We start from the raw sequence: 12,274 nt of genomic DNA on the forward strand, positions 1-12,274 counted from the left end.
ACGCAAGACGCGGAACGACTAGCGCAGCACCCCTTCGATGAGACGCGTGATGAGCTCGGTGTAGCTCACGCCGGTGGCGTCCCACGCCTTGGGGTACATGGAGATCGGCGTGAAGCCGGGCATCGTGTTGATCTCGTTGACCATGACGGTGCCGTCGGGCTGGACGAACGTGTCCACGCGGCTCAGGCCGGCGCCGTCCACCGCGGTGAACGCGCGGCGCGCCACGTCGCGCACGTCCTCGAGCACGCTGACGGGCAGGTTGGCCGGCACCTCCACATGGCTGGCGGAGGCGTCCATGTACTTGGAGTCGAAGTCGTAGAACTGGTCGTCGTCGTTGTGGTCGAGCACGATCTCGCCGGGCCAGCTGGCCTCCGGCTCCTCGCCGGGACGCGCGGCGAGCACGGCGCATTCGATCTCGCGCCCGTCGATGCCCTGTTCGATGAGCACTTTCCAATCGTGCCTGCCGGCCTCCACGATGGCCTTGCCGAGCACTTCAGCCTGCTCCTCGCGGGTGGAGGCCTCCTCCACCTTGGTCACGCCGAAGCTGGAGCCGGCGCGGGAGGGCTTGACGAACAGCGGGTAGGCGAGCCCGGCCTGCTCGACCTGGGCGAGCGCCTCCTCGGGGCGCACGGTGCGCGCGTCGACGGTCACGCCGGGCGCGGTGGGGATGCCGGCGGCGTTGAGCACGACCTTCGTGTAGTGCTTGTCCATGCAGGCGGCGGAGGCGAAGACGCCGCAACCCACGTACGGCACGTTCATCATCTCGAGCAGGCCCTGCACGGTGCCGTCCTCGCCGTACGGGCCGTGGAGTACGGGGAACACGGCGTCGACGTGGCCGAACGGCTCGAGCGTGCCGTCGGCGTTGCGGGCGAAGAAGCCGTCCTGGCCTTCCGCCACGTCGAGGACCACGTCGCGCGACGTCGCGGTCCGTTCGACGACGGGCAGCGTGCCGCCGTCAAGGTTCCAGCCGCGCGGGTCCTCGCCGTCGACGATCCACTTGCCGTCCTTGGTGATGCCAACCGGAATCGCCTCGAACCGGTCGGTGTCGAGCGCGCCGAGCACGCCGGCCGTCGAGATGCAGGAGATCGAATGTTCGTCGGCGCGACCGCCATACAGCACCACGATGCGCTTCTTGGCCATGTTCCTACTTGTTCCTTTCGTCGCCGGCATGGTCCGTGGACCGTGCCGGCCGGCCGGTTGCTCCCCGTCCGTTGTCCGTTGTATCCGTTTGTCCGTCGTCGATTATGGTCCGCGGGAGGACGTCGGTCCACCGCGCGGGGGTTATCTCCACAGTTCTCCCCGCCTCCCCACGGCCGGAGGCATTGCGTACGGCCGGCGGCGTAGGGGTGACGGGGAGTGCGGGAGGGTCTACTCGGCGGTGATCTCGCGGCCGAAGAGCTGGGCGAGCATGTCGGCGCAGGAGATGCCCTCGTCGAGCACGCGGCTCATCGCGTAGGCGAGCGGCGTGGGCACGCCGAGCTCCTTGCCGAGCGCGACGACGGCGCCGGTGGTGGGCACGCCTTCGGCGACGCCGTTGCTCACCTTCGTGGCCTCCTCCTTGCTCAGGCCCTTGCCGAGGTTCGCGCCGAACGTGTAGTTGCGGCTCAGCGGGGATCCGCAGGTGGCGATGAGGTCGCCGACGCCGGCGAGTCCGGCGAAGGTCTTCGGGTCGGCGCCGGCCGCCTGGCCGAGCGCGGTGAGTTCGGCCAGTCCACGCGTCTCGATCATGGCGGCGGTGTTCTCGCCGTAGCCGGCGCCGCGGGCCATGCCCACGGCGAGCGCGACGACGTTCTTGAGCGAGCCGCACATCTCGAGGCCGATGACGTCGGTGGTGACGAACGGCTTGAAATAATCGGTGGTGCAGGCCTCGGCGACCTTGGTCGCGTTGTCGAGGTCCGCGCAGCCGACGACGGTGGCGGAGGGCTGGCGCAGCGCGATCTCCTTGGAGAGGTTCGGGCCGGAGATGGCGGCGAAGCGCTCGGCGGGCAGGTCGAGGGCCTCGCGCACGACCTCGTCCATACGCTTGTTGGTGTTGCGTTCGATGCCCTTCATGAGGCTCACGACGATGGCGTTCTCCGGGATGAGGCCCTTGAACTCCGCGAGGGCGACGCGCGCGAACTGCGCGGCGATGGCGACGACGACGATTTCGGCGTCCTTGACGGCCTCGGCGCGGTCGCCGGTGGCGGTCATGTTGTCCGGCAGGTGTTCGATGAACGGCAGACGCACGTGGTTGCGGTGGTTGTCGCGGATGCCTTCGACGATCTCCGGTTCGATGGCCCACATCGTCACGTCGTTGCCGGCGTCGGCCAGCACCTGGCCGAAGGAGGTACCCCATGCGCCCGCGCCGAGTACCGTGATTTTCCTACCCATGATTTATGCCTCCGTTTCGCATGAGGTACTGCTGTGTCTGTTGCTTCGTCTATTGCTTCGCGACTGTTGCCATGCTACTCGCCGCTCACGCCGATTCGATCGACCTGCGGCTCATGGTGCGGTAGTCCCAGTAGCCTTCCTTGGGGAATTCCTCGCCACGAATCTCCTCGAGGAGCTCGTTGAGTCGGATGAACATGCGCCATTTGAGGGTCTCGACGGCGTCCGCCGGCGGCTCGTCGCCCCAGGAGTCCATGTCCTCGAGCAAATCCGAGTAGTCGAGCTGATGGTCGTAGCACATGACGACGTTCTTCCGCGGCCACGGCCACCAATGGTTGATGGACGCGGCGCCCCAGGTGGCGGCGCAGAACAGCGGCACCTGGCGTCCGAGCCTCCGGGAGGCCTCGAGCGCGATGTAGGCGGCGCCCTCCTTGATGCTCATCACCCATTTCTTCGGGTCGCGGGTCACGGTGCCTTCGGGCCAGACGGTGAGCGGCCGGCCGGAGGTGAGGATGTCGATGGACGTCTCCTCGATCTGCTTGGCCTTGCCGGAGTGGCGTTGGACCGGCTGCATGCCGACGATCTGGAACCATTTGCCGATGATGGGCCATTTCGCCATCTCGGCCTTGGCCATGTAGCGCGGTCGGCGTCCCATGTGGAACAGGCTGGCCATCGGCACGAACACGTCGAACATGGTCACGTGGCTGGCGGCGGTGATGAACGGGCCGGTTTCGGGGATGTTGTCGAGCCCCCAGGCGCGGGTGTGGCAGCTCGCGTTGAACACGACGTCGACGCCCTTGAGGAGGCGCTTCGTACCCTTGGGGTTCTGCGCATTGATCTCCGGGATGTTGGCCTTGCGGTTGGGGCCGGTCGGGAAGTCGCGCATCGGGTCGACGAGATGGTGCTTCTTCGCGAGTTCGGCGACGCGCGCGTCGCTCAGGGGTTCGACCGCGGAGCGCGGCGACGGTTTTCCTTTGGATGCCATGGGCCTTATTGTACGTTCGCCCCCTACCGCGGTTCGCCACTATACATACCGACCGACGGTATGTATAATCAGGGGCAGTGCAATCGGGACATCCACGCGAAAGGAGACCTCCATGGCACGCAACGCGCATCCCGAAGTGACGGAACGGCGCATCCTCGAAGCGGCGCGCGACCTGTTCCTGGAGAAGGGATACGAGAAGACCACGATCCAGGACATCATCGACCGTCTCGGCAATCTCTCCAAAGGCGCGATCTACCACCATTTCAAGTCGAAACAGGAGATCCTCGACCGGCTCACCGATCTGGACTGGAAGGACAGCCGGGATGCCGGGGCCGTGATCATGGCGCGCGGCGACCTCAACGGATTGGAGAAGCTGCGCACGCTGTTCAGGACCGCCATGTCCAACGACGCGCACAACCAGCTCAACCGGATGTCGATCCCGTCCCTCGACGATCCGAATACCCTGACCTCCAATCTGAGATTCTGGTCCGAGGAACTGCCCAAATACTGGCTGCCGTTCCTTGAGGAAGGCGCACGGGATGGCTCCATCCCGACCGCATATCCGCACGAAGCGGCGGAACTGCTCTCGCTGCTGACGAACTATTGGCTGCTCCCCCACTTCCATCCCGCCACCCGTCCGGAGCTGCGCCATCGCATCGAATGCCTTGCCACGATGCTCGAGGCGATCGGCGTGCCCGTCCTCGACACGGAGCTCATCGGGCTCATGACCGATTTCTATATGGCCTATGGCGACACGGACTACGGCGACACGGATGCCACGGGCGCCCCGAGCGACGCGAACACGAACGCCGTCCGGGAATCCTTGCGCTGAGACACCGCCAGCGCAACAAAACCCGGAAACACCACACCAACCCCGGGAATCCTTGCACTGAGACACCCTCAGCACAACAAAACCCGGAAACCAGCCCAATCAACCCGAACGATACGAACACCACCCGGGAATCCTCGCGCTGAGAGATTCCCAGCGCAACAAATCCCGGAAACACCACACCAACCCCGGGAATCCTTGCACTGAGACACCCCAGCACAACAAAACCCGGAACCGCCAACCGCCAAGGAACCACCATGGCCACACCAGCCACATCAACCACACCACCAACCACAACACCGCAGCGCTCCCCGCTCATCTCCCGCGACTTCATTCTGTTGGTCGCCGGCCAGGGCATCTCCCTGTTCGGCAACCTGATGCTGCGTTTCGCGATGTCGATGTGGGTGCTCGACGAGACCGGCTCGGCCACCGTCTTCGCCTCAATCCTCGCGGTCTCGATCGTTCCGACGATCATCCTCTCCCCGTTCGGCGGCGTTCTCGCCGACCGCGTGAACCGCCGCACCATCATGGTCGCCCTCGACGCGGTCTCCGGCGTGCTGGTGCTCGCAAGCGCGATCCTCTTCGCCGCAATCGGTTTCAATATGGTCGCCATCGCCGCGATGCAGGTGGCCCTCGCCGTGCTCGGCGCGTTCGAGACGCCGACGGTGCAGGCGGCGCTCCCCCAGATGTTCCGCGCGCACGGCCAGGCGGTGATGCGCCAGGCGATGGCCGTCGTCAACCAGGTGCAGCAGCTCGGCTCCCTGCTGCCGAGCTTTCTCGGCGGCGTGCTGTACGCGATGGTCGGCATCCGTCCGATGATGGCGATCACCGTCGTGAGCTTCGCCGCGGCCGCCGTGTTGGAGTGCTTCATCCGTCTCGGCGCGCCGGACCGCGGCGACGAGGAGGCGCTGCCCTCCCCCGTCGAGGACCTCATGGCCGGGTTGCGGTTCCTCACGCACGATCGCCCGAACGTGTTCCGCCTCGCTCTGTTCGCGGCCGGACTGAACTTCATCGTCATCGGCTATTCGGCGGTGGGATTCCCCTACACGATCCGCACGGTGCTCGGATTCGACTCGACCGTGTACGGCGTGGCCGACGGCCTGGTCGGCATGGCCGGGGTGGCGGGCGCGTTCATCGTCGGCCTGTTCGCCTCGAGGCTCTCGATGCGGCACATGCCGACCGCGCTGCTCGCGTTCGCGCTGACGCTGGTCCCGCAGGGCATCGTGTTCCTGCTGCCTGTGGGCGCATGGACGAAGCTCGTCACGCTCATCGGATTCACCTGCCTGATGATGGTCTCGAGCTGCTTCACCAACCTCATCGCCGTCCCGGCGATCCAACTGAGCACGCCGGAGGCGATGACCGGCAAGGTCATGGCGATGTTCGGCGCGCTGTGCATGTGCGCGCAGCCGCTCGGCCAGATGGCGTACGGCTGGGCCTACGACCGCCTCCCGGTCGCCGCGGTCGGCATCGTCAGCGCCGCCGCGATCGGCCTGTTCGCCGTCATGATGACTCCCCTCGCCAAGCGCTTCGAGGCATAGCGGAACGGCTCCCCGCGTGCGCGGGGAGCCGTCATATGAATCGCGTGCGGATCAGCTGATAATCAGGCGGTCAGCCGACCAGTCAATCAGCCGATCAGTCGATGTCGGCGCCGAGCTGGTGCAGCTTGCCGCGGAAGTCGGCGTAGCCGCGGTCGATGAGCGAGATGCCCTGCACGTTGGACGGGCCCTTGGCCGCAAGCGCCGCGATGAGGTGCGAGAAGCCGCCGCGCAGGTCCGGCACGTCGATGTCGCGTCCGGTGAGCGGGGTGGGTCCGAAGATGACGGCGGAGTGCTTGTAGTTGCGCTGCTGGAAGCGGCATGGCAGGGAACCGAGGCATTCGCGGTACAGCTGGATGGTGGCGCCCATCTGCACGAGCGGCTTGGTGAAGCCGAAGCGGTTCTCGTACACGGTCTCGTGCACGATCGACAGGCCGTTGGCCTGCGTGAGGGCCACGACGAGCGGCTGCTGCCAGTCGGTCATGAAGCCGGGGTGGACGTCGGTCTCGATGGCGACCGGGTGCAGGTCGCCGCCCGGGTGCCAGAAGCGGATGCCCTTGTCGGTGACGTCGAATTCGCCGCCGACCTTGCGGAACACGTTGAGGAAGGTCATCATCTCCGGCTGCGTGGCGCCCTTGACGAAGATGTCGCCGTGCGTGGCGAGCGCCGCGGACGCCCAGGAGGCGGCCTCGATGCGGTCGGTCAGCGAGGTGTGCGTGTAGCCCTTGAGCTCCTTGACGCCTTCGATGCGGAACGTGCGGTCCACGTCCACGGAGATGATCGCGCCCATCTTCTGCAGGACGGCGACGAGGTCCATGATCTCCGGTTCGATAGCGGCGCCGGACAGTTCGGTCTTGCCTTCGGCGAGGACGGCGGCGAGCAGCGTCTGTTCGGTGGCGCCGACGGACGGGTACGGCAGGTGGATCTTCGCGCCCTTGAGTCCGTTCGGCGCGGTGATGTGGATGCCGTCCTTGTGTTCCTTGTCGACGTTGGCGCCGAGCTTGCGCAGGGTCTCCAGGTGGAAGTCGATGGGTCGGCCGCCGATGTTGCATCCGCCGAGCGCCGGGATGAACGCCTCGCCGAGACGGTGCACGAGCGGTCCGGAGAACAGGATCGGGATGCGGGAGGAGCCGGAGAGGGTGTCCACGTCGGCCACGTCAGCCAGCTGCACGTGGGTGGCGTCGATGGTGACGACGCCCTTGTCGCCGTCCACGTCGACGTCCACGCCGTGCAGGCGCAGCAGGTCGGAGACCACGTGCACGTCACGGATCTCGGGGACGTTCTTCAGGACCGACTTGCCCGGTGCGAGCAGCGCGGCGACCATGGCCTTGCTCACGAAGTTCTTCGCGCCACGCACCTTGATCGTGCCGTTGAGGGGCTTGCCACCCTCGACGTGCAGCACATCGTTCTCGATTTCTCCCACGACTACCTCTTTCGGTTCTCTTGCCTGCCCCGCCGGCTGCGGCGGACCTCGAAACACTATATGACAGTGTGCCATACGGCATGTGCGAACCCGGTGAAAACCACGGGTTGCGGCCCGCAGCGTAATCGTCCCGGACCACCCGGCCCCACCCCGGCCGTCGTCCTGTTCCACCGCCCGACCTTGGCGTCTGTGACCCACGTCACACTTGTGCGGCCCTGCCGCGCGCCCGTGCGCCCGGGTCCGTTCCACTTTGCTATCGTGAGGAGGCAGAGGTGAACGCTCACAGGAGGCAAACGGAGACTCCGCAACGGGAGCGTCGCCCGGACAACAACGCAAAGGAGCATTATCCATGACCACCGTCGCCATCGTCGGATGCACGCACGCCGGCACGTTCGCCGCCACGTCGATCCTCGCCGAGCATCCCGATTGGACCGTCCATGTCTTCGAACGCAACGGCACGCTGTCGTTCCTGTCCTGCGGCATCGCGCTGTGGGTGGGCGACCACGTGTCCGACCCGAAGAAGATGTTCTACTCCTCCCCCGAATCGCTCGCCCAGGCGGGCGCGACCATGCACATGCGCACCGACGTCACGTCCATCGACGTCGAAGGCCACACCCTCACCTACCGTCCGGTCGACGCGGCCGAAGACGCCCCGGCCGAGACGCTCGCGTTCGACAAGCTGGTCGTCACCACCGGCTCGCGCCCGGTCGTCCCTCCGATTCCGGGCATCGACAGCAAACACGTGCTGCTGTGCAAGAACTGGGACCACGCCATCGCCATCAAGGAGAAGGCGAAGGAGGCGAAGTCCGCGGTGGTGATCGGCTCGGGCTACATCGGCGCCGAGATCGCCGAGCAGTTCAGCCTCAAGGGCGTGCAGACCACGCTGGTCGACGGCCTCGACCGACCGCTCGCGAACAACTTCGACAAGCGGATCACCGACCAGGTGGCCGAAGCGTTCGAAAGCCACGGCGTCACGCTCGCGTTGGGCCAGAAGGTCACCGCCTTCCGCGACAACGACGACGACACCGTCACCGTCGTCACCGAAAAGGGCGAGTACACGGCCGAGATGGCGATTCTCGCGGTCGGCTTCCTGCCGAACACGGACCTCGTCAAGGGGCAGGTGGACATGCTGCCGAACGGCGCGATCGTCGTCGACGACTACATGCGCGCCTCCGCGCCGGACGTGTACGCGTGCGGCGATTCGGCGACCGTCTTCTACAACCCGACCGGCCAGCACGACTACATCCCGCTGGCCACGAACGCCGTGCGCCAGGGTCTTTTGGTCGGCCGCAACATCGAGAAGCCGACCGTCAAGTACCTGGGCACGCAGGCGACGAGCGCCGTGCAGCTGTACGACCTGTCGCTCGCCGCGTCGGGACTGACGCAGGCGGGCGCCGAACGCCGCGGCCTGACCGTGCATGAGACGGAGCTGACCGAGGACTACCGCCCGGACTTCATGCTCACCACCACGCCGGTCACGTCGATTCTCACGTGGGACCCGGAGACCCGCAAGGTCAAGGGCGGCCAGTTCTGCTCGAAGGCGGACATCTCCGGCGCCGCGAACGTCGTCTCGATGGCGATCCAGGCCGGGTTCACCATCGACGAGCTCGCGAACGTCGACTTCCTGTTCCAGCCGAACTTCGACAAGCCCGTCTACTACGTGGGCGCCGTCGCGATGAAGGCCGCCGCCGAAGCCTGACGGCCGCGACGCCGGCCTGACCTCAGGCGGCCTTGATCTCGCGGGCGAGGTTCGCGTTCCACATCGCGCCGGTGGCGGACATCACACTGTCCGCGCCGGCGCTCCTGTACGCCCGATAATCGGCCGGCGTCACCACGCCGCCCACGCCGTTGATGGCGAAGTCGAGGCCGAGCCGCTCGCGCAGCGCGGCGAGACGGCGGACCATGTCGAGGCCGGCGCCGCGGATCGCGTGGCCGCACACGCCGGACCGGCCGCGCCCCTTGCCCGGGAGCGCCTGATTGCCGTGCGCGTCCACAAGACGCGCGGAAATGGTGTTGATGGTGCTGAAGCCCTGCACGGTGCCGCGTTCCACGGTGGAGCGGACCATGAGCTCGAGCGCCGCGTCGTCGGGGATGTAGGCGAGCTTGACCATGAGTGGGGTGTCGCCGATCTCGTCCTTCACCGCCTCGGCGATGCGGCCGACGAGCTGCGGGTTGTGGCACAGCAGCACGTTGTGGCCCTCGTTCGGGCAGCTCGTGTTCATCACCATGAGCTTCGCGCCGGTCTCCTTGACGAGCCGCGCGGTGGTGGCGTGGTCGGCGATGTACTCCTCCTCGGTCATGCCGTCCACGCGCGAACCCTGGAAGCCAGGGACGAGCACCTGGCCGGGACCGGCCGCCTCGATGGCGCGGAACATGTCCGGCTGCCACACGTCCGGATCCTGCGAGGGCACGCCGAAGCTGTTGGAGATGGAGATGGGCGCCTCGTAGTTCGTGTCGGCGAGCACGCCTTCGTCGAGCTCGTCGCTGCCGGGCGTGAGGGAGCCGTCCGCGGACTTCGGGTGCACGGCGAGCACGTTCGGGAACGGGTTGCAGCCCCATGCGCGCGAGCGCACGGTCTTGTAGGTCGCAAGGTCGAAGCCCATGCGGAACGCGGCCGTGGTGTAGCGGCTGTTGAGCAGCGGGCCGGCGGGGATGCCGAACGCGAGGTTCACCGGCACACCGAGGAACGCATCGGCGGGGGCGGCGGAACCGTCAGCCGCGGCGAAATCGGCCGCAGTCGATGCGCCGGCCGCGGCGGAATCGGACGTAGACGCGCCGGCCGTATCCGCCGATTCGCCGCGCAGCGCCTCGCCGAACAGGCCGAACGGCCCCTCCTCATAGTTCTCCTCGTACGTGCGGTTGACGTCGTAGAACGGCTGGAACTGCTGGGTCATCGTGCTCTCCTTCTCGGCAGGTTCTCGGCAAGGCATTCCCGGCCGCGCGCCGGTTGGGACAAAAGGCCGGCATGGCATGGGAATCGGGGACCCTTCCAGCATAAACCGCACGCCCGCATGACCCGCGGCCCGCGTCGAGCCGCACCGAGCCGCGCACGACGGCCCGCACGCCAGCCCGCGTCGAGCCGCACACCGACCGCACGACCGCACCCGCGCACGCAACCCGCCGACCGCACCGAGCCGCGCACGCAACGCACAACCGCTACGACATCATGGCGGTGACGAACGAGTACACGGCCTGGACGCCGTTGAACAGCGCGAAGCCGATGAGCGTCCACGAGGCCCATCCGGCGAACGCGCCCGGCACGCGGTTGGCGCGCGCGTAGGCGCCGATCCGCTTGCGGTTGAGGACGAGCACGACGATGGAGACGACGATGCCGAACAGCATCGTGCCGATGGCGTAGATGGTGTAGCCGGTGTCGTCCAGATAGGTGGAGGCGAGCGTGTCCATCACTCCGGCGAGGATCGCGTTGTTGAAGAAGTGCAATGCAATGGACCACACCAGCGAATATTCCATCGCGAGATAGCCCAGCAGCAGTCCGGAGAACGCGGCGAACACGCCTTGCACGATGTCGCCGTGGAAGAAGCCGAACATGACGGCCGAGGTGATGATGGCGAAGTTCTTGCCGAGCGGCTTCAACGATTTGAGCAGCACGCCGCGGAAGATCATCTCCTCGCAGATGGGGGCGAGCAGGCACACGTACAGCCACATGCTCACGGTGGTCATGGATTCGTCGATGCTGTCCGAGGTGGGCGAGGCGAGGTCGGCGCCGAGCAGGGAGAACGCGAGCTGGATGAGCGTGATGACGCCTTGGACGCCCATGGCGAGGCCCATGAACGCGAACGCGGTGGGCACGGTCATGCGCCGTCCGCTGCCGTACTGGCTCATACGGCCCTTCTGGTCGGGTTCGCCGTAGGTGTCGAGGTGGGGGCCGCCGAGCCAGTATTCGCGGGTGAAGATGTCACGGTGGCGCACGATGAGCAGGAATCCGACGGCCGTCAAGAGGGAGGCGATGCTGAAGACGCCGTTCCAGCGCGAGAATTCGGCGTCGCTCATGTCCTTGCCGGCGTACAGGACGGTCATGACGACGATCTCGGAGATGAGGGCGCCCGCGTACATCATGCCTTCGTAGGCGAAGGTGACGCCCATGGCGCGGTTGACCACGGCCCTGCGCCATTTGTTGAGCATCCTGCGCGGGTCGATGGGCATGGCGAACGCCGGCGCCGGGCGCGCGTACGCGGTCTGCGGGTATGCGACCTGCGGATACTGCGTCTGCGGGTATGTTGGTTGCGGATACGGCATCTGTGCGTACGCTGGTTGCGGATACGCGGCCTGTTGGTATGTCGCCTGCGGATACGTCGGGTGCGCGTACGCGCCTTGCTGGTACTGCGTCGCAGCGCCCTGTTGCGGGTATTGCGCCGCGGCCGTCTGCGGGTACTGCGACTGCGGGTACTGCGGCGCTGCGGTCTGCGGATACGCGCCTTGCGGGTATGGCGACGCCGCGGCCTGCTGCGGGTGGGCCGCCGGCTGCGGATACGCGCTTTGCTGCGGATAGGCGGCCGATTGCTGCGGGAACGCCGCGACCTGCGGATATGGTTCCGCTGGAGGTTGGATGGACGGCTGCACGCCGTAGCCGTAGGGTTCCGCCGCATGCGGAGCCGCCGCCTGAGGGTAGGCGGCCGACGGCACGTAGACGCCGCCCGGCTGCCCGTACGGTTCCGGCTGTGGGATCGTGGCGCCTTGCGGCTGCATCGGCGCCTGTTGCGGGTATGCACCCGTCTGCGGATGCGATTGCGGGTAGGCCTGCGGATATTGCGGGACCGCCTGTTGCGGATATCCGGCCGACGGCGCGTATCCGCCCGTCTGCTGCGGATAGGCCTGGGGATACGCCGGTTCCTGCGGGTCCACCGGCTGTTGCGTCGTCACCGGCCGCTGCGCCATCGGCTGCATCGCCGGCGGCATCGCCGGCTGTGGTTGCGTGTATTGGCCGGGATTGCCCTGCGGCTGCGGTTCGTTCGTCGTCATGGCTCCAGCCTACGCGCGTTTCTGCATGTCGTCTGGATGTTCCCGGATTGTTGCGCCAACGTTCATGAACGACGAACGGTCCGCCCGCAACCCCGAATGGGGATGCGGACGGACCGTTCATGTCATGCCGTGGTCCCGGCCGAAGGCGTCACGCC

Annotated in this window: 9 protein-coding genes; 3 read left to right on the forward strand and 6 right to left on the reverse strand. The window is 66.9% G+C overall.

Translation table 11 applies throughout. The features are described 5' to 3' along the window. Window positions 1–18 precede the first annotated feature (18 nt). The 3 genes from KIH78_RS02420 to KIH78_RS02430 all read right to left on the reverse strand — a co-directional run bounded on the left by KIH78_RS02420 (window position 19) and on the right by KIH78_RS02430 (window position 3,352). On the reverse strand, window positions 19–1,140 hold the full coding sequence (locus tag KIH78_RS02420) for a D-alanine--D-alanine ligase family protein (protein ID WP_219131077.1): 1,122 nt from the start codon (window positions 1,138–1,140) through the stop codon (window positions 19–21). A 228-nt stretch (window positions 1,141–1,368) separates the two neighbouring features. After that, entirely contained in the window at window positions 1,369–2,370 is a 1,002-nt protein-coding gene (locus KIH78_RS02425; RefSeq protein ID WP_214311826.1) for an NAD(P)H-dependent glycerol-3-phosphate dehydrogenase, read from the reverse strand. A gap of 85 nt (window positions 2,371–2,455) precedes the next feature. Then, window positions 2,456–3,352, reverse strand: coding sequence for a lysophospholipid acyltransferase family protein (locus KIH78_RS02430; RefSeq protein WP_219131078.1), 897 nt, complete (start codon window positions 3,350–3,352; stop codon window positions 2,456–2,458). A gap of 112 nt (window positions 3,353–3,464) precedes the next feature. On the opposite strand from KIH78_RS02430, the gene KIH78_RS02435 reads away from it, so the two are divergent. Both KIH78_RS02435 and KIH78_RS02440 read left to right on the forward strand, forming a co-directional pair. Next, window positions 3,465–4,184: a TetR/AcrR family transcriptional regulator gene (locus KIH78_RS02435; RefSeq protein WP_219131079.1), complete on the forward strand. Its 720-nt coding sequence runs from the start codon at window positions 3,465–3,467 to the stop codon at window positions 4,182–4,184. Window positions 4,185–4,438: 254 nt separating this feature from the next. Next, window positions 4,439–5,719, forward strand: a complete 1,281-nt coding sequence (locus KIH78_RS02440; protein WP_219131080.1) for an MFS transporter — start codon at window positions 4,439–4,441, stop codon at window positions 5,717–5,719. 94 nt (window positions 5,720–5,813) lie between these two features. Here the strand turns inward: KIH78_RS02440 and murA are convergent, their stop codons facing one another. Beyond that, on the reverse strand, window positions 5,814–7,139 hold the full coding sequence (gene murA, locus KIH78_RS02445) for a UDP-N-acetylglucosamine 1-carboxyvinyltransferase (protein ID WP_214311818.1): 1,326 nt from the start codon (window positions 7,137–7,139) through the stop codon (window positions 5,814–5,816). A 349-nt stretch (window positions 7,140–7,488) separates the two neighbouring features. Between murA and KIH78_RS02450 the strand changes: the two genes are divergently transcribed. Beyond that, a complete protein-coding gene (locus tag KIH78_RS02450; RefSeq protein WP_219131081.1) occupies window positions 7,489–8,838 on the forward strand; it encodes an NAD(P)/FAD-dependent oxidoreductase in 1,350 nt (449 codons plus the stop codon). Window positions 8,839–8,860: 22 nt separating this feature from the next. Here KIH78_RS02450 and KIH78_RS02455 read toward each other — a convergent pair whose 3' ends face one another. After that, window positions 8,861–10,033, reverse strand: coding sequence for a beta/alpha barrel domain-containing protein (locus KIH78_RS02455; protein ID WP_219131082.1), 1,173 nt, complete (start codon window positions 10,031–10,033; stop codon window positions 8,861–8,863). Between the two features lie 262 nt (window positions 10,034–10,295). Beyond that, window positions 10,296–12,119: a CPBP family intramembrane glutamic endopeptidase gene (locus tag KIH78_RS10550; RefSeq protein ID WP_236034363.1), complete on the reverse strand. Its 1,824-nt coding sequence runs from the start codon at window positions 12,117–12,119 to the stop codon at window positions 10,296–10,298. Between the last annotated feature and the right edge of the window lie 155 nt (window positions 12,120–12,274).

Source organism: Bifidobacterium saguinibicoloris (genome assembly GCF_019331725.1).
GTDB lineage: Bacteria > Actinomycetota > Actinomycetes > Actinomycetales > Bifidobacteriaceae > Bifidobacterium > Bifidobacterium saguinibicoloris.

Coding starts and splice junctions, on each gene's coding strand:
- KIH78_RS02455 (WP_219131082.1), bottom strand. CDS start 10,033: ATGACCCAGCAGTTCCAGCCGTTCTACGACGTCAACCGCACGTACGAG.
- KIH78_RS02440 (WP_219131080.1), top strand. CDS start 4,439: ATGGCCACACCAGCCACATCAACCACACCACCAACCACAACACCGCAG.
- KIH78_RS02425 (WP_214311826.1), bottom strand. CDS start 2,370: ATGGGTAGGAAAATCACGGTACTCGGCGCGGGCGCATGGGGTACCTCC.
- KIH78_RS02450 (WP_219131081.1), top strand. CDS start 7,489: ATGACCACCGTCGCCATCGTCGGATGCACGCACGCCGGCACGTTCGCC.
- KIH78_RS10550 (WP_236034363.1), bottom strand. CDS start 12,119: ATGACGACGAACGAACCGCAGCCGCAGGGCAATCCCGGCCAATACACG.
- KIH78_RS02435 (WP_219131079.1), top strand. CDS start 3,465: ATGGCACGCAACGCGCATCCCGAAGTGACGGAACGGCGCATCCTCGAA.
- KIH78_RS02430 (WP_219131078.1), bottom strand. CDS start 3,352: ATGGCATCCAAAGGAAAACCGTCGCCGCGCTCCGCGGTCGAACCCCTG.
- KIH78_RS02420 (WP_219131077.1), bottom strand. CDS start 1,140: ATGGCCAAGAAGCGCATCGTGGTGCTGTATGGCGGTCGCGCCGACGAA.